This window comes from Rhodoferax sp. U11-2br (assembly GCF_018619435.1).
GTDB lineage: Bacteria > Pseudomonadota > Gammaproteobacteria > Burkholderiales > Burkholderiaceae_C > Rhodoferax.
Map to the genome: position 1 here is coordinate 60,901 of NZ_JAHFZF010000002.1, position 17,184 is coordinate 78,084.

The window sequence follows — 17,184 nt, forward strand, 5'->3', positions numbered from 1 at the left end:
TTCTTTCTTGGCCCGAGCAGCCGTCCGACCGGACGGCCTGCTCAACAGCCTGCCGCTTGGGCGGGCTGTTGGATCACTTCACCTGCAGCAGGCTCTCGTCCCACTTGGCGTGTTTTTCCAGACCCGCCAGGTTGGCGACGGTGGCGGCAATGTTGGACAGACCGGCCGTCGGGGTTTGGTTCAGCGCCAGTTTGCCGCCGGTGACCTTGTCAAACAGGATCAGCGGCACCGGGTTCAAGGTGTGGGCGGTTTTGGCCTTGTAAGAGCCGTCCTTGTTCAAGGATGGCTGCTTGGTCTTTTTGTCCAGCTCGTACATCTCGTCGGCGTTGCCGTGGTCGGCGGTGATCAGCGCCACGCCGCCAGCGGCTTCAATGACCGGCAGCAGGCGCGCCAGGGCCAGGTCAACGGCTTCGACAGCCATGGTGGCGGCGCGGAAGTTGCCGGTGTGGCCGACCATGTCGCCGTTGGCAAAGTTGCAGCGCAGCAGCTTGTACTGGCCGCTTTGGATGGCGGCAATCATGGCGTCGGCGATTTCGGCCGACTTCATCCACGGACGCTGCTCAAACGGCACCACGTCGCTGGGCACTTCTTGCCAGGTTTCGCCCTCAAACTTGTTGGAGCGGTTGCCGTTCCAGAAGTAGGTGACGTGGCCAAACTTCTGGGTTTCGGAACAGGCAAACTGGGCTAGGCCAGCCTGGCTGAACCATTCGCCCGAGGTGTCGCGGATGGCGGGCGGGGTCACCAGAAAACGCTCGGGCAGTTTCAGGTCGCCGTCGTACTGCAGCATGCCGGCATAGGTCACCTTGGGTGTGCGCACGCGGTCAAAGCGGCTGAACTCTTGCTCAACAAAAGCACGGGTGATTTCAATGGCGCGGTCGCCACGGAAGTTGTAAAACACCACCGAGTCACCGTCTTCGATGGTGCCAATGGGCTGGCCGTTCTCGGCAATGACAAACTCCGGCAAATCCTGGTCGATGGTGCCGGGGTAGCTGGCGCGCAGGCCATTCACGGCGGCGGTGGCGTTGGCAAACTGCGGGCCCTGGCCCAACACATGGGTTTTCCAGCCCTTTTCGACCATCGGCCAGTTGGCGTCGTAGCGGTCCATGGTGATGTTCTGGCGGCCACCACCAGAGGCAATGCGGGCGTCAAAACCATCGGTGCTGAGTTCGGCCAGAAAGGCTTCAAACGGCACCACATAGTCGAGCGCGCTGGTTTCGGGCACGTCGCGTCCGTCGATCAAGGCGTGAACACGCACGGTCTTGACACCCTCCAGCTTGGCCTGGGCCACCATGGCCTTCAGATGGTCGATGTGGCTATGCACATTGCCATCCGAGAACAAACCAATGAAGTGCACCACACCCCGGCCCGCCTTGGCGCCAGCCACGATCTGCTGCCAGGCTTCACCTTGCCAGATCGAGCCGTCGGCAATGGCGTTGGCCACCAACGCAGCGCCCTGGCTGTAGACCTGTCCGGCGCCGATGGCGTTGTGGCCAACTTCGGAGTTGCCCATGTCGTCATCGGACGGCATGCCCACAGCGGTGCCGTGGGCGCGCAGGCTGATGTGGGAGCATTCAGCGAACAGGCGGTCCAGGGTGGGCTTGTTGGCAGCGGCGATGGCGCTGCCCACTTCGAGTTTGGGGATGCCGTAACCGTCCATGACGATGACAACAACGGGGCCGGGCACGCCGGGGAAGGCAGAAAATTTTTGAAGCATGGTGGATTCTGAAGTAAAAGTTCGGTGGATGCCTCGATTTTGCGACGCATCCCGGGCCAGGCCAGTTTATCGCTGGCCATCGGGTTAAAAAAACAAGCGGGGTACACAACGCAAGACTCCCCGCGCCTTGGCAGGCGAGGGGAGTTCTCGGTCAGGGCGCTTCGCTTGCGCTGAAGTCTTGCTTATTCCGCCTCAGACTCATACACCTCGTGATAAGCGTTGCCATAGTAGCTGTGGATCAGCAGTTCCTTGAGTTCGCTGATCAGCGGGAAGCGCGGGTTGGCGCCGGTGCACTGGTCGTCAAACGCGGCTTCTGCCAGGCTGTCCACCTTGGCCAGGAATTCGGCTTCGTTGACACCGGCGGCCTGGATGGATGCAGGAATGCCCAGCACCTTCTTCAGGCCATCGACCCACTCCACCAGTTTCTCAACGTGGTCGTGGTCACTGGTGGCTTCCAAGCCAAGGTGTTTGGCAATCTGGGCATAACGCTCCACACCCTTGGGCCGGTCGTACTGGCTGAAGGCGGTTTGTTTGGTCGGGATGTCAGCGGCGTTGTAACGGATGACGTTCGAGATCAGCAGCGCGTTGGCCAGGCCGTGGGCAAGATGGAACTCGGCACCCAGCTTGTGCGCCATCGAGTGGCACACACCCAGGAAGGCATTGGCAAACGCAATACCAGCGATACACGACGCGTTGTGGACCTGTTCACGCGCTTTCGGATCGTTGGCACCGTTGATGAACGAGGCTGGCAGGTAGTCCTTGAGCAGCTTGAGGGCCTGCAAGGCTTGCGCATCAGAGTACTCGTTGGCCATCACCGAGACATAGGCTTCCAGCGCATGGGTCACCGCGTCGATACCACCCACAGCGGTGAGTGACTTGGGCATGTTCATGACCAGGTTGGCGTCCACGATGGCGATGTTGGGTGTGAGTTCGTAGTCGGCAATCGGGTACTTCACACCGGTCACTTCGTCGGTCACCACGGCAAACGGGGTCACTTCGGAGCCGGTGCCGGAGGTGGTTGGCACCGCGACCATCATGGCCTTGAGGCCCATCTTGGGGAACTTGTAGATGCGTTTGCGGATGTCCATGAAACGCAGCGCCAGGTCTTCAAACTGGACTTCCGGATGTTCGTACATCACCCACATGATCTTGGCCGCGTCCATAGGTGAGCCACCACCCAGCGCCAGGATCACGTCAGGCTGGAAGGCGTTGGCCATTGACAGGCACTTGCGCACCACCGCCAGGGTCGGGTCAGCTGCTACTTCGTGGAAAACTTCCACTTCCAGGCCTTGTTTCTTGAGGATGCGCACGGTGTCATCCACATAACCGTTCTCAAAAAGATAGCGGTCGGTCACGATCAGGCAACGCTTGCGGTCTGACAGGTCTTCCAGGGCAATCGGCAGGCAGCCGCGGCGGAAGTAAATGGATTTGGGGAGTTTGTGCCACAACATGTTCTCGGCCCTCTTGGCGACGGTTTTCTTGTTGATCAGGTGCTTGGGTCCGACGTTCTCGGAAATCGAGTTGCCACCCCAAGAGCCACAGCCCAGGGTCAAGGACGGTGCGAGGTTGAAGTTGTAGAGGTCACCAATACCACCGTGTGAGGACGGTGTGTTGATGAGGATACGGGCGGTCTTCATCTTGTCGCCAAAGTAGGCGATGCGGTCACCCTGCAAGTCTTGATCGGTGTAGAGCGAGGAGGTGTGGCCAATGCCACCCATGGCCACCAAGGCTGCTGCTTTGCTGCAAGCATCAACAAAATCTGTGGCCTTATACATGGCCAGCATGGGCGACAGTTTTTCGTGGGCAAAGGCTTCATTGGTTGACACATCGGTCACTTCACCGATCAACACCTTGGTGAAACCCGGCACAGAAATCCCGGCCATGGTTGCAATCACGATGGCCGATTGGCCCACGATCGCGCTGTTGAGTGAGCCATTTTTGAGGATGACCTTGCGCACAGCTTCGGCTTCTTCAGCGTTCAGGATGTAGCCGCCATGTTTGGCAAAACGTTCACGCACCGCCTGGTAGGCCTGTTCCACAATGATGACCGACTGCTCAGACGCACAGACCACGCCGTTGTCGAAGGTCTTGGACATCAGGATGGAGGCCACAGCACGTTTGATGTCAGCGGTCTCATCAATCACGGCCGGGGTGTTGCCCGCACCCACACCAATGGCGGGTTTGCCGGAGGAATAAGCAGCACGAACCATGGCCGGGCCGCCGGTGGCCAGGATCAGGTTGATGTCTGGGTGGCGCATCAGCTCGTTGGACAAGTCCACGGTGGGTTCGTCGATCCAGCCAATGATGTCGGCCGGTGCACCAGCCGCCACAGCAGCCTCCAACACCAGACGAGCGGCTTCACAGGTGGACCTGCGTGCACGTGGGTGGGGCGAGAAGATGATGCCGTTGCGGGTCTTGAGCGCGATCAGCGCCTTGAAGATAGCGGTGGAGGTGGGGTTAGTGGTGGGGACGATGCCGCACAGGATGCCGATGGGCTCGGCGATGGTGATGGTGCCGAAGTTGTCGTCTTCAGACAGGATGCCGCAGGTCTTCTCATCCTTGTACTTGTTGTAGATGTACTCTGACGAGAAGTGGTTTTTGATCACCTTGTCTTCGAGCACACCCATGCCGGTTTCCTGCACAGCGAGCTTGGCCAGCGGGATCCGCGCGTCGGTGGCAGCCAGCGCTGCGTTGCGGAAAATGGCATCCACTTTTTCCTGCGTGAAAGTCGCAAACAGTGCTTGCGCCTTCTTGACCCGCGCCACCAGTGCGTAGAGTTCTTCCTTGTTCGTCACAGCCATCTTGATTCTCCAAAACTGAAGTTAGTCACTCGCTGCCACCCCCAAAACACGTCGGACAGCGCGAGGGTTTTCTCAAAAACGCGCAAGTAATCTTGGCATACCGATGGATGAACAAGGCCTTGCATGAGCCAACAACACCTACCTCACTCTGTTTGTTTGGTCTGTGTTATTAGTTTGAGTGTGGTCATTTTACACACATTAACGAACACATACGAACATTTGAAAATAGTTTTTGAGGTGCTTTGGGCCAAGGGCTCCGTGTCACAAACCTTCGGCGTAACAGAGGGTGATGCCGGCGGCCTTGGCTGCTGCCACGCCGTCAGGCGGCAGGCCGCGGTCCACCACCCAGCGGCTGACGCCTTCGAGAGGCACGATGGTGGCAAAAGACTCTTGCCCCCATTTGGCGCTGTCACAGATGGACACCACCGTCTTGCTGCGCGCCACCACCGCGCGCTTGACCGTGGCCTCGATCAGGTTGGAGTTGGTCCAGCCAGCATGGCTGTCGACCGCGCCCGGCGCCAGGAAAAACACGTCGATGTTGAGCTTGGCAATTTGTGCCAGGGCCACGGGGCCCACCGTACTCAATGCGTTCTGGTAGATGTCGCCGCCAATGAGCTGAAGCTGATACGGCGTGCGGCCCGCCAGCTCACCGGCGATGCTGATGCCGTGGGTCACGATCGACAGATCACTGACCTCGGGCAGGCCCTGGGCAATGGCGCGGGCCATTTCGCAGGCGGTGGTGCCCGCATCCAGATACACCGTCTGGCCACTTTTGAGCAAACGTGTGGCCGCTCGCCCGACCCACTGCTTTTGCGCCTGGCCAAGGTCCCGGCGCTGGACAAAGTCCACATCCCGGTTGAGCAGTACCGCGCCGCCGTGGACCCGGCGCAGCAGGCCACGCTTCTCCAGCTCGGCCAGGTCACGGCGCAGGGTCATTTCGGACGACTGGAACTGCGCTGCCAGCTGTTTGGTTCGGCACTCACCTCGGGCCGAAATTACCGACATGATCAATTCTTGGCGATGGTCGGCCAGATGCTCAGCCATGGTGTCTCTTCCTGCAGTTTGGTGGCTGCTTAATAAGTTTGAAGATGTTCGTGTTGCAGAAAAGTCTCACAAATTCGAACATACGCGAATTATCACCAAAAATGGCCGATTCAGCCACCTGTGCAGGCCGTCCGTGGTTTGGGCCCGCGCTTGCCGCCGGGCGTCTCAGCGGTAATGCGCCAGCCCAGCGCTCAACTGGCGGTGACCGTGGTGTCGCTGCAGACGGTGTTGCGACCCGCCGCTTTGGCGCGGTAGAGCTGCACGTCGGCACGCTCCAACAAGGCGGTGATCGACTCACCAAGCTGCCACACCACCACCCCGGCACTGATGCTGATGGCTTCTTTGGGGGCAGCTGGCATCTCTGTAATACGCAGGCGCAGGGTCTCGGCAATCCGCAGCGCCACCGCCATGGGGGTGTCCTTGAGCACAATCAAAAACTCTTCTCCCCCCCAACGGCAGGCGATGTCGGAGGTGCGCAGGTTGGCTTGTAACAGCTGACCCAGATGTCGCAACACGCGGTCACCGGCCAGGTGGCCCAGGCTGTCGTTGAGCGCCTTGAAATGGTCGATGTCAAACAGGATGGCGGTCAGCGGGGAGTTTTGCCGTGTGGCCTCGCGCATCGCCTGCTCCAGCAGCAGTTCGAGGGCATGCCGGTTGGCCAGCCCTGTCAGGCTGTCGGTGGCGGCCATCTGTTCGAGCGCCTTGTTGTAGCGGTTGAAGCTGATGTAGAGCAGCGTCAGCACCAACAGCGTGACGCAGGCACAGACCAGCAGGTTGAAGTAGAGCGCACGTTGCACATTGGAGGCCGCCAGTTTGTCGTCTTTCACCACAAACAGCCGCCATTTGAGCTCGGGGATGTAGCGCACATTGACAAAGTGGTGAATGTCAGCACTCTCGTACTCGAAGCTGCCGCCCTTGCTGGCCAGGATGGTGTCGGCCAGATCCCGCACGCCCGGGATGTCGCGGATGTTGCGCCTTTGCTCGCCACCTTCCTTGCTGCGCCCGGCCAGCACAATGTCGCCGTCGCTGTTGGCAAAGTAGATGGTGCGGCCAAAACGCCGTTGGTAGTCCTGAATGATGGCAACCACCGCGTCCACCGTCAGCCCCACACCGGTGGCACCGATGTACTGGCCCTGGTAGTCCAGCACCCGGTAGTTGATGAAGATGGTGAGCTTGTCACGGTTGGCCAGGTCGGGGTCGACATTGATCTCGTAGGGCTCTTTCATCTGGCGCAGCCGGAAATACCAGGCGTCGCGCGGCTCCTCGGGTGCCACGTGTTTCAGGACACCGTCGGCGTGGTAGTAGGTTTTGCTGGCGTCGGAGACAAAAAAAGCGGTGAAAGCGCCGTAGTGCGACATCACCTCCTTGAGGTAACGCGTCATCTGCCGGACGTCGCCCTCACCGTCAATGATCCAGTCGCGCAAAAAGGTGTCACGCGACATCATGGAGGAGATCAGTACCGGGCGCACCAGATCGCGCTGGATTTCAGAATAGACGTTGTCCGAGGTCAGCGGCAGTTCGGTATCAATGATCGCGGAACGAATGGCGCCACGCGAGGAAAAGTAGCTGATCAGCGTGGTGGCCAGGAAGCCACAGCACAGAAGCAGGCAGACCAGTGCCATCAGTTTGCTGCGGTCGGTGCCGCGTAGAGGTGTCATGCTTGTCAGGTCGAAAGTGATGGGGCCAAAGGAGGACGCCTCGGATGTGTTGTGCCAAGCGTACCCACTGACAACGGTCACCGGAGGCAGGTTCAAGTTGGCGCAATCACTGCTTGGCCACCCTGCGTTCCCTGCGCGAACAGGCGGGCGAGTTTACGTGCCGCTTAGCTTTTGTGGGGCTGCGGGGTTATGGCCTGCGCCCGCTGGGCCGGCCCAGCCACTCAGCCACGGGCGAAGGCGGCCGCTTGCTGGAACAGGGCCTCACTCGGCCGTATCCCGGTGTACAGCACAAACTGCTCCACCGCCTGAATGGCGAACACCTCGGCACCGGTGATGACGGGTTTGCCTTGGGCCTGGGCGTAACGGATCAGAGGCGTGTCTGCGGGCAGGGCCACCACATCAAACACCATGTGGGCGCTTTCAATCGCCGCCTCGGCAAAGGCCAGGGAGGACACCTCCGCACCACCGGTCATGCCAATGGGTGTGACATTGATCAGCAACTGGGCCTGCACCTGCGCCATGTCGGGCCGCCAAGCAAACCCATACAAATCGGCCAACTGCCGCCCGGCCACCTCGTTTCTGGCCACAATGAAGCCGTTCTTAAAACCCGCGTCTTTCAGGGCGCAGGCCACGGCCTTGGCCATGCCACCGCTACCGCGCAGCGCAAACACCAGATCCGTGGGCACCTGGTGCTGAGCCAGCAGTTTGGTGATGGCGATGTAATCGGTGTTGTAGGCCTTGAGGTGGCCCGCTGTGTTGACAAGGGTGTTGACGGAGTCGATGGCTTTGGCCGAGGCGTCGAGCTCATCCACCATCGGAATGCAAGCCTCTTTGAAGGGCATCGAGACCGCGCAGCCGCGAATACCGAGCGCACGCACCCCACCGATGGCGGCGGCCAGATCGGTGGTGGTGAAGGCCTTGTAGAGGTAGTCCAGGTCCAGCGCCTCGTAGAGAAAATTGTGGAAGCGGGTGCCAAAGTTGCTCGGGCGTGCGGCCAGAGACATACAAACGATGGTGTCCTTGTTGATCTGTCGTGTCATGAGCGGATGGCCATTTCATCAAAGCGGGCGTGGGTTCTAGTTTAGGGTGTGCCAAACACCCCGTTCTGGTAAACAGCATGACAACTAAAATTGACAGAAGATGGGCGGCCATGCGCTGTGTTGATGTCCCACAAAGACATCCCGGTCTTTGCTACCTAAGATCGCCATGCGGCATCTTGTTGTGCCGTTCAAAGTATTTTATGCTTCTAGCCCTTATTAAATAAGGGCTAATAGCTACTGAATTTATAGTTAGGATGCCATGGCTGAGAAAACACCGTTCGAGGTTGCACGGGAAACGCTCAAGCAGCTGAGCTTGCGCAAGCTGGCGCCCACCCCCCTGAACTACCAGAAGATCTACAGCGAAATCGCGCAGCTGCCGCTGGAGCCGCCGTTTCCGGCTGACCGCCTGCGCGACATTGCGCTGGCCTTGCCCACCAAGACGCCAGGCCAGCAAAAACAGCGGGGCTTGCTCGAATCGGCCATCAACCAGCTCAACTGGGACGGGGTCAAAAATGCGCTGATGGCCTATGGCGGTTTCAGCCCCCCGGCACCTGAGCCAGCCAAGGCGCCGGGTGGTGTGTCGACAGGCGCGTCCACGCTGCCTGTGCCCATGGGCATTGAAGTCACCCCAGCCCCCGCCAGTGTCAGCGCCCCAGCACTGACGGCCGATTTTCTGGGCCAGATCGCGCGTTTGATCGAGTTCGCGTTGCCCGCACTGGGTCAAGACGATGACCGTTTTGCGGAGCAGACCCAGACACTGCTCAAGTCCTTGCGTGACCCCGGAGCTGATGTGGTGGCGGTCAAACAGGCGATTGGGCAATACAGCCACCGCCTGTCCTTTGCCGCCGAAGACCAGGCCGAGATCAAGACGGTGCTGCTCAAGCTGCTGCACCTGGTCATCGACAACATCAGCCATCTGAGCCTGGACGACAGCTGGCTCAAGGGTCAGGTGGACGCGGTGAAAGCCGCCTGTGTGCCACCGCTGACGCTGCGCCGCCTGGACGATGTGGAGGCCCGCCTCAAAGACGTGATCTTCAAACAAACCGAAGCCAAAAGCCTGGCGGTCCAGGCGCAGGAAGAGATGCGCCAGATGCTGGCCACCTTCATCGAACGGCTGGCCGCCATGTCACAGTCCACCACCGGTTTTCACAGCCAGCTGGAGGAGAGCGCCAAGCTCATTGAGCAGGCCCGCAGCATCACCGACATTGCGCCCGTGCTCAAGGAAATGGTGGCCGCCACCCGCACCATGGCCAAGGACAGCCAGGCCGCGCGCGACGAGCTACAGACCATGAAGCAGCGTGCCGAAGCCACCGAGGCCGAAATCAGCAAATTGCACCAGGAGCTTGACCGTGTCAGCGCGCAGGCGCGCCACGACCCCCTCACCGGCGCACTCAACCGCCAGGGCCTCGAAGAAGCGGTGACACGTGAAGTGGCCAAGGTCAAGCGGCAGGACACCCCTTTGTGCATGGCACTGCTCGACATCGACAATTTCAAAAAACTCAACGACACCCTGGGTCATGGCGCGGGTGATGCCGCACTGACCCACCTGGCCAGCGTGACACGTGAGGTGATGCGCCCACAAGACACCCTGGCCCGTTACGGTGGTGAAGAATTTGTCATCCTGCTGCCCGACACGCCGCTGGACAAAGGCATTGAGGCCATGACACGGCTACAGCGCGAACTCACCAAACGTTTTTTCCTGGCCGGTACCGAGAAGGTGCTGATCACCTTCAGCGCCGGTGTGGCGCAACTGGCGCACGGAGAAACCGGACCACAGGCTATCAAACGCGCCGACCAAGCCATGTACTTGGCCAAACGTGCCGGCAAAAACCGGGTGCTTGGCGCCTGACCCCCATTTTTTTAAGGACTGAACCATGGCCATGTTGATCCTGATCGCGGGTTTGATTTTGTTTTTGGGTGTGCACTCGGTGCGCATCTATGCCGACGACTGGCGCACACGCCAGCAACAAAAATGGGGAGCGGATGCCTGGCGTGGGGTCTATGCCGTGTTGTCCCTGGCTGGCCTGCTGTTGGTGATTTATGGCTTCGGCCTGGTGCGCAACGAGCCCGTGTGGATCTGGATTCCGCCCATGGGCATGCGCCACGCGGCCTCGCTATTGAACCTGTTTGGCTTCATTTTGCTGGCCGCAGCCTATGTGCCGGGCAACGCCATCAAGGCGCGGGTTTACCACCCGATGGTGGCCGGTGTGAAACTGTGGGCCGTGGCGCATCTGATGGCCAATGGCAACCTCGGGCACCTGGTGTTGTTTGGCAGTTTTCTGGCCTGGGCGGTGGCGGACTTCATCTCCGCACGCCAACGTGACCGGCGCAACCCGCCAACCTCGGCCCCAGTCACCAAGCTGAGCGCGACCCTGATCACCGTGGTGGTGGGTGTGGTCGCCTGGCTGGTGTTTGCGTTCTGGCTACACGGCCTGCTGATTGGCATCAAGCCCTTCGGTTAAGCCCTTATTTGATGTCCATGAAGTACTGGATCAGGTACTTCGCGGCAAACCCCACAAAACCAAAGGCCAGCCCGAGAAACATCACAAAGGTGCCAAACTTGCCGGCCTTGGACTCCCAGGCCAGCTGGCCAATGATGAACAGCATGTAGAGGATGAAGGCACCGATGCCAAAGGTCATGCCAAAGTTGCTGATCTGTTCTTCGGTGAAGCCCCACATCAGCGTGTCTCCCGGTGGTCAGTGGCGATCATGTTGCCGGGTTGGCACATCACACCCGCCTGGGGCGCTGTGGTTTGGCTGGGGAAAGGGTGATGGGGCATGGTATGGGTCACTGAAGTCCGGCGCTGTCTGGCCAATGCAGCATGTTGCCATAAGCCTGCCCGCAAGCCCTTGCCCACCCAGAAAGACCGCGAGCGGCACGTGCTCATGACACATGCCGCTCGCGGTGGTCTCTCAGACCGGGCTGCAAACCCGTCGGTCACCAAGCTCAGGGTTTGGCAGCGGGTGCCGGGCGGAAGCCCTTGCGGTCACCGTGTCCATGGCCTGGCAGGGCCACCGCGTCAAACACCTTTTGCTGCTCCGGTGTCAGCGCGGTATAAAACGCCCGGGTGGCTTCGTCGTGTTTGGTCATGGCGGCGGTCATGGCCTTCTGATGTTCCTCACGCAGGGTTTTCATCTTGTCCAGGCGCTCAGGCGTGGTCAGCTTGGCCATCTCGACCGGGTCAGGGCGTTGCAGGTTGGCAGCAGAGGCGGCGGGCTTTCTGGCATCCACAAAAGTCTTCCAGGCGCCTTCCTGGGCCGGGGTGAGTTTGAGTTGAGCCTTGAGCACGGCGTCGCGTTTTTCCATCATGGCCTGCATACGGGCCGGGTCCATCTTGCCCATGCGGTCATGCCGCATGCCTATACCAGGACCCATGGCCGGGTCACACTGGCCACCCATCGGGCCTTGGGCGTAAACCGCACCGGTCACTGCCAGCAAACCGGCAATCAGGGAGAGTTTGAGATTCGTTTTCATGATGACTTCCTTTGGGTTAAGCCTCTGACCTGAAAGCGGCATCGGCGTGAAAAGAAGTATCTGCGTCGCATGTAAGCCAGCGATATCACCTGCAACAAGCTATGTAAAGTTGCATGAACCTTGGGCCCCGGATTTGATGGGATGATTGCGGGTTAGCCAATTCAGTTTTCCAGAACAAAGGGATTTTCAGTGTTCAAAAATATCATCATGTACCGCCTTGACGCCACCTGGAGCAGCAGCGCCGAGCAGGTCGAAGCCAGCCTGCAGGCCGGGCGTTATGTCGAGTGCGGCGCCAGCCAGGAGAAGTCCATCGGCTGGATTGAGCCGCGCGGCCAGGCCAACGGCCCCTTGCTGGAAGCCGTGGCTGGCCAATGGATCGTCAAGCTGATGGTCGAGACCCGTGCCCTGCCCGCCTCGGTGATCAACCGCAAGGCGCAGGAGCGGGTGGCACAGATCGAGGCCAGTACGGGGCGTAAACCCGGCAAGAAAGAAATCCGCGACCTCAAGGACGACATCCGCCTGGAGCTGATGCCGATGGCGTTCACCAAGCAGTCCAGTGTGCTGGTCTGGATCGACCGCGACAACCACCTGCTGGTGATCGACGCTGCCAGCCAGGCCCGCGCCGACGAGGTGGTGACCCTGCTGGTGCAGGCACTGCCCGGTTTTGCGGTGACGATGATCACCACCCAGGTCTCGCCCGTGGCGGCGATGTCCGAGTGGCTGCTGAGCCTGGACGCCCCGGCAGGTTTCAGCGTCGACCGCGAATGTGAGCTCAAGGCCGCCGACGAGTCCAAAGCAGTGGTGCGTTACGCCCGCCACCGGCTCGATACCGAAGAGGTTCAACAACACATCCGCGAAGGCAAAATGCCCACGCGCCTGGCCATGACCTGGAACGAACGTGTCTCCTTCATGCTGACCGAAGGTTTGCAACTGAAGAAGATCGCGTTCCTGGACGGTGTGTTTGAGTCGAGCAGCGCCAACCACAAAAAAGACGATGACTTTGACGGCGACGTTGCCATCTCGACCGGTGAGCTGCAAAAAATGCTGCCCGATGTGCTGGAGGCACTGGGCGGCGAGATGCCGGTGGCCTGAGACTTGGTGATGCCGACAGAGCGCCTGTTGGCGTTTCCAACCACTACATTTAGCGTTTCTTGATCAGTTTGGTGACATTTATACGCTAGACTCCACACTATTGAAGGTTCCCCGAGAGGGGATCAAAAGGGAATCCGGTGCCAGGTTGTTGACCTGAATGCCGGAGCTGCCCCCGCAACTGTGATCGGCGAGCGTTTCGCCACACCATGCCACTGGATGCGTCCGGGAAGGCGGGTGAAACGCGATGAACCGAGAGCCAGGAGACCTGCCTCAATATGTCCTTTTTGATGTTTCTGGGGCGGGGTGTCCCTGACGAGAGGTTGTTGCGTGTTTGTTCCCCGTTGCGGCATGTTGTCCAGCTGTTGCTGGCTGGCTTTCCGGCGCGGCGGATGCGGTCCGTTCAAACGCCACCTTCGTGACTCTTCGCCCCCCCATGTGGAGAGTTACCGTGTTATCCCCTGTCCCGTCCAGTCCTCACCCCGTCTCGGCGGCCACACACTTCGCTGCAGCTGCGTCCTTTCAGGTCATCCGGCGCAACGGCACCGTGGTCGCTTTTGATGCCGACAAGATCGCCCTGGCACTGACCAAGGCGTTTCTCGCCGTTGAAGGCAGCCACAGCGCGGTGTCCTCGCGGGTGCGCGAAGTGGTGGCCCGCCTGACCCAGACCGTGGTCCAAGCCCTGACCCGGCGCTCGCCCGATGGCGGCACCTTGCACATCGAAGACATCCAGGACCAGGTCGAACTGGCGCTGATGCGTTCAGGTGAACATGACGTGGCGCGGGCCTATGTGTTGTACCGCGAACGCCGCACCGCCGAACGGGCGGCCAGCCGAACCCAGATCAGTCAACAGCTGGCATTGCATGTGCTGGACGGTGGGGTGCGCAAGCCGCTGGACCAGACGCTGCTGCTGAAAAACTGCGAAGCCGCCTGCGCCGGATTGGGTGAACTGGTGTCGGCTCAAGCCATCTACGAACACGCCCTGAAGAACCTCTACGACGGTGTGCCCTTGGCCGACGTCTACCAGGCGCTGATCCTGGCAGCGCGGATGCTGATCGAACGCGAACCCGCCTACAACCAGGTCACCGCCCGGCTGCTGCTGGCTAGCCTGGGCCGCGAGGTGCTGGGCCGCCCGGTGACACTCGATGAACTGGCCAATGTGCAGGCAGACTATCTCGGAGATTTCATCCAACAAGGCATCGCTGCCGATTTGCTCGACCCGCGTCTGGCCACCTTTGACCTGCCACGCCTGGCAGCCGCCTTGAAACCCGAGCGCGACCTGTTGTTTGGCTACCTCGGCCTGCAGACCTTGTACGACCGTTATTTCCTGCACATCGAGGGGCGGCGCATTGAGTTGCCGCAGATCTTCTTCATGCGGGTGGCGATGGGCCTGGCCCTGAACGAGATCGACCGCGAAGCACGTGCCATCGCGTTCTACGACCTGATCTCCAGCTTCGACTTCATGTGTTCCACACCGACCCTGTTCAACAGCGGCACGCTGCATTCACAACTGTCGTCCTGTTACCTGACCACGGTGGCCGACGATCTCGAAGGCATCTACCAGAGCATCAAGGAAAACGCCCTGCTGCAGAAATACGCAGGCGGCCTGGGCAACGACTGGACCCCAGTGCGTGCGTTGGGTAGCCGCATCAAGGGCACCAACGGCCAGAGCCAGGGCGTCATTCCGTTCCTGAAAGTGGTCAACGATACGGCGGTGGCCGTGAACCAGGGCGGCAAACGCAAGGGCGCGGTATGTGCCTATCTGGAGACCTGGCATCTGGACATCGAGGAGTTCCTGGACCTGCGCAAAAACACCGGCGACGAGCGCCGCCGCACACACGACATGAACACCGCCAACTGGATTCCCGACCTGTTCATGAAACGCGTCATCAACAACGGCAACTGGACACTGTTCTCACCAGTCGACGTGCCCGATTTGCATGAAAAGTTTGGGACGGCTTTCGAGACCGCGTATCTGGCCTACGAGGCGCAGGCTGCCGCCGGACAGATCAAGCTGCACAAACAAGTCCCGGCGGTGCAGCTGTGGCGCAAGATGTTGACGATGTTGTTCGAAACAGGCCACCCCTGGATCACCTTCAAGGACGCCTGCAACCTGCGCTCACCACAACAGCACGTGGGTGTGGTGCATTCGAGCAACCTGTGCACCGAAATCACCTTGAACACCTCGGACTCGGAAACTGCGGTGTGCAACCTCGGTTCGGTCAATCTGCTGGCGCACTTGAAAGACGGTCAGCTGGACCAGGACAAACTGGCCCGCACCGTGAACACCGCCTTGCGCATGCTCGACAACGTGGTGGATATCAACTTCTACGCCACACCCAAAGCACGCAACGCCAACCTGCGGCACCGCCCGGTGGGCCTGGGCATCATGGGTTTTGCCGATTGCCTGTATGTGCTGGGCCTGCCCTATGCCTCAGCCGAAGCGGTCGAGTTTGCCGACCGGACGATGGAAGCCGTCTGTTACCAGGCCTATTGGGCGTCGAGTGAACTGGCGCGTGAACGAGGCCGTTATTCGAGCTTCACCGGCAGCCTGTGGGACCAGGGCATCTTGCCGCTGGACTCGATCCGTTTGCTGGAAGAAGGGCGGGGCGGGCATCTGGAGGTGGACCGCAACGCCCGCCTGGACTGGGCCGCACTCAGGGATCAGATTGCCCGCCACGGCATGCGCAACTCCAACTGCGTGGCCATTGCACCGACGGCCACCATCTCCAACATTGTGGGTGTCTCGGCCAGCATCGAGCCGACCTATCAGAACCTGTACGTCAAGTCCAACCTGTCGGGTGAATTCACCGTGGTCAACGAGGCGCTGGTGCGCGACCTCAAAGATATCGGCCTGTGGGACGAGGTGATGGTGGCTGACCTCAAGTACTTTGATGGTTCACTCGGGCCGATTGAACGTGTGCCGGACGAACTCAAGGCGCGTTATGCCACCGCCTTCGAGATCGACCCGGTGTGGCTGATCGAGGCCGCTGCCCGGCGCCAGAAGTGGATCGACCAGGCACAGTCACTCAACCTGTATCTGGCCACACCCTCGGGCAAAAAGCTTGACGACATCTACAAGCTGGCCTGGAAGCGTGGCCTCAAAACCACCTATTACCTGCGCACCCTGGGCGCCAGCCAGGCCGAAAAAGCCGGTGGCCGCGACGAGGCTGCGCCCGAAAGCGAAGCCAAGTTCTGCAGCATCGACAACCCCGACTGTGAGGCCTGCCAATGAGCACCCAACATTTCAACGACTGGGATCAGCCCGCCCCAACCGCGTCGTCAACTGTGATGGCCGACTCCGGCCAACCAGCACCGAGTCGTGGCACGCACCCCCTGTCTGCCACCCTGGCCCCGATCAACGCCGCCGACAAACGCATCGTCAACGGCAAGGCCGACATCAACCAGCTGGCGCCCTTCAAATACAACTGGGCTTGGGAGTATTTCCTCAAGGCCAACCGCAACCACTGGACCCCGCTGGAAATCAGCATGTCGCAGGACGTGCACGACTACCACCACAAACTCAGCCAGCCTGAGCGCCATGTGTTCGAGAACGTGTTGGCTTATCTGACCACCTCGGACATCCTGGCCATGCGCAACATCGGCCTGGCCGTGATGGAGAAGATGAGCGCACCCGAATTACAGATCTACCAGGCGCGCCAGGTTTACGAGGAAGCCCTGCACACCTGGACCTACCAGCATTGCATCGAAAGCATCGGCCTGGACCAGCAGGAGATCTACAACCGCTACCGCGTGGTGCCCGAGATCCACGGCAAGATCGCGCTGGCCAACCGGCGGCTCGAGCGCGTGATGCGTTCGGACTTTGACCTCAGCGACCGCGCCAACCTGCACGAGTTTGCGCTGTCCTACTTCTTCTTTGCGGTGATTTTTGAGGGCTGCTGGTTCTACAACGGCTTCAGCCCGATCTTTGCTCTGCAGCGGCGTGGCCTGATGAAGGGCACAGCCGAGCAGCTGCAGTACATCATGCGTGACGAGGTGATGCACTGCGCCTTTGGCATCCGCGTGATCCGTGAGCTGCTCAAGGAGGAAGAGCTCACGCTCGACCCGGCGGCGCTGCGTGAGCTGTGGGACGAGGCTGAGGCCACAGAGCAGGCCTACGCCAGCTACATCCTGCGTGACCCAATCCTGGGCTACAACGCCGAGCTGCATGTGCAGCAGTTCCGCTTCATCGCCAACAGACGCGCACGTCAACTCGGTGTGACCGAACCGTTCCCCGGTGCCGCGAACGTGTTGCCCTGGCTCGACGAGCAGGCCAATCTGCGCAAGGAGAAAAACTTCTTCGAGACCCGGGTCACCGAGTACCAGACCGGAGGGGCGCTGGCCTGGGAATGAGCCTTGTGCT

The 17,184-nt window shown here is 60.4% G+C and carries 12 protein-coding genes and 1 riboswitch; of the genes, 5 read left to right on the forward strand and 7 right to left on the reverse strand.

Translation table 11 applies throughout. The annotated features are described in order from the left end of the window. Window positions 1-73: 73 nt before the first annotated feature. The 5 genes from gpmI to KKO72_RS01600 form a co-directional block, all read right to left on the reverse strand. Window positions 74-1,714 (reverse strand): 2,3-bisphosphoglycerate-independent phosphoglycerate mutase, encoded by a 1,641-nt coding sequence (gene gpmI, locus KKO72_RS01580; RefSeq protein WP_214934813.1) that lies wholly within the window; start codon window positions 1,712-1,714, stop codon window positions 74-76. A 182-nt stretch (window positions 1,715-1,896) separates the two neighbouring features. After that, window positions 1,897-4,515: a bifunctional acetaldehyde-CoA/alcohol dehydrogenase gene (gene adhE / locus KKO72_RS01585; RefSeq protein ID WP_214934815.1), complete on the reverse strand. Its 2,619-nt coding sequence runs from the start codon at window positions 4,513-4,515 to the stop codon at window positions 1,897-1,899. A gap of 261 nt (window positions 4,516-4,776) precedes the next feature. Continuing rightward, a complete protein-coding gene (locus KKO72_RS01590; protein ID WP_214934817.1) occupies window positions 4,777-5,559 on the reverse strand; it encodes a DeoR/GlpR family DNA-binding transcription regulator in 783 nt (260 codons plus the stop codon). Window positions 5,560-5,750: 191 nt separating this feature from the next. Continuing rightward, window positions 5,751-7,217 (reverse strand): sensor domain-containing diguanylate cyclase, encoded by a 1,467-nt coding sequence (locus KKO72_RS01595; RefSeq protein ID WP_214934819.1) that lies wholly within the window; start codon window positions 7,215-7,217, stop codon window positions 5,751-5,753. Window positions 7,218-7,438: 221 nt separating this feature from the next. Further along, a complete protein-coding gene (locus tag KKO72_RS01600) occupies window positions 7,439-8,257 on the reverse strand; it encodes a shikimate 5-dehydrogenase (protein WP_214934821.1) in 819 nt (272 codons plus the stop codon). Window positions 8,258-8,516: 259 nt separating this feature from the next. Between KKO72_RS01600 and KKO72_RS01605 the strand changes: the two genes are divergently transcribed. After that, window positions 8,517-10,106, forward strand: coding sequence for a diguanylate cyclase (locus tag KKO72_RS01605; RefSeq protein ID WP_214934823.1), 1,590 nt, complete (start codon window positions 8,517-8,519; stop codon window positions 10,104-10,106). A 25-nt stretch (window positions 10,107-10,131) separates the two neighbouring features. Next, window positions 10,132-10,719, forward strand: coding sequence for an NnrU family protein (locus tag KKO72_RS01610; RefSeq protein ID WP_371736798.1), 588 nt, complete (start codon window positions 10,132-10,134; stop codon window positions 10,717-10,719). A gap of 4 nt (window positions 10,720-10,723) precedes the next feature. On the opposite strand, the gene KKO72_RS01615 is transcribed toward KKO72_RS01610, so the two are convergent. Further along, the gene (locus KKO72_RS01615) at window positions 10,724-10,936 is read right to left on the reverse strand and encodes a DUF2788 domain-containing protein (RefSeq protein WP_180126019.1); all 213 of its coding nucleotides are present in this window, start codon (window positions 10,934-10,936) and stop codon (window positions 10,724-10,726) included. Between the two features lie 268 nt (window positions 10,937-11,204). Next, complete coding sequence (locus KKO72_RS01620) at window positions 11,205-11,732, reverse strand: Spy/CpxP family protein refolding chaperone (RefSeq protein WP_214934825.1); 528 nt, start codon at window positions 11,730-11,732, stop codon at window positions 11,205-11,207. 189 nt (window positions 11,733-11,921) lie between these two features. Here KKO72_RS01620 and KKO72_RS01625 point away from each other — a divergent pair, with 189 nt between their 5' ends. The 3 genes from KKO72_RS01625 (at window position 11,922) to KKO72_RS01635 (ending at window position 17,174) form a co-directional block, all read left to right on the forward strand. Beyond that, complete coding sequence (locus KKO72_RS01625) at window positions 11,922-12,824, forward strand: recombination-associated protein RdgC (RefSeq protein ID WP_214934827.1); 903 nt, start codon at window positions 11,922-11,924, stop codon at window positions 12,822-12,824. Window positions 12,825-12,911: 87 nt separating this feature from the next. Beyond that, window positions 12,912-13,112, forward strand: a riboswitch (cobalamin riboswitch). A gap of 145 nt (window positions 13,113-13,257) precedes the next feature. Continuing rightward, window positions 13,258-16,056, forward strand: a complete 2,799-nt coding sequence (locus tag KKO72_RS01630; RefSeq protein ID WP_214934829.1) for a ribonucleoside-diphosphate reductase subunit alpha — start codon at window positions 13,258-13,260, stop codon at window positions 16,054-16,056. Further along, complete coding sequence (locus KKO72_RS01635; RefSeq protein WP_214934831.1) at window positions 16,053-17,174, forward strand: ribonucleotide-diphosphate reductase subunit beta; 1,122 nt, start codon at window positions 16,053-16,055, stop codon at window positions 17,172-17,174. Before KKO72_RS01630 ends, KKO72_RS01635 begins: the two co-directional genes overlap by 4 nt. The last annotated feature ends 10 nt before the right edge of the window (window positions 17,175-17,184 follow it).

Excerpts from the sequence above, each read along its gene's own strand:
- KKO72_RS01635 (WP_214934831.1), top strand. The coding sequence starts at position 16,053 with ATGAGCACCCAACATTTCAACGACTGGGATCAGCCCGCCCCAACCGCG.
- KKO72_RS01595 (WP_214934819.1), bottom strand. The coding sequence starts at position 7,217 with ATGACACCTCTACGCGGCACCGACCGCAGCAAACTGATGGCACTGGTC.
- adhE (WP_214934815.1), bottom strand. The coding sequence starts at position 4,515 with ATGGCTGTGACGAACAAGGAAGAACTCTACGCACTGGTGGCGCGGGTC.
- KKO72_RS01605 (WP_214934823.1), top strand. The coding sequence starts at position 8,517 with ATGGCTGAGAAAACACCGTTCGAGGTTGCACGGGAAACGCTCAAGCAG.
- KKO72_RS01600 (WP_214934821.1), bottom strand. The coding sequence starts at position 8,257 with ATGACACGACAGATCAACAAGGACACCATCGTTTGTATGTCTCTGGCC.
- KKO72_RS01610 (WP_371736798.1), top strand. The coding sequence starts at position 10,132 with ATGGCCATGTTGATCCTGATCGCGGGTTTGATTTTGTTTTTGGGTGTG.
- KKO72_RS01590 (WP_214934817.1), bottom strand. The coding sequence starts at position 5,559 with ATGGCTGAGCATCTGGCCGACCATCGCCAAGAATTGATCATGTCGGTA.
- KKO72_RS01630 (WP_214934829.1), top strand. The coding sequence starts at position 13,258 with ATGTGGAGAGTTACCGTGTTATCCCCTGTCCCGTCCAGTCCTCACCCC.
- KKO72_RS01615 (WP_180126019.1), bottom strand. The coding sequence starts at position 10,936 with ATGTGGGGCTTCACCGAAGAACAGATCAGCAACTTTGGCATGACCTTT.
- gpmI (WP_214934813.1), bottom strand. The coding sequence starts at position 1,714 with ATGCTTCAAAAATTTTCTGCCTTCCCCGGCGTGCCCGGCCCCGTTGTT.
- KKO72_RS01620 (WP_214934825.1), bottom strand. The coding sequence starts at position 11,732 with ATGAAAACGAATCTCAAACTCTCCCTGATTGCCGGTTTGCTGGCAGTG.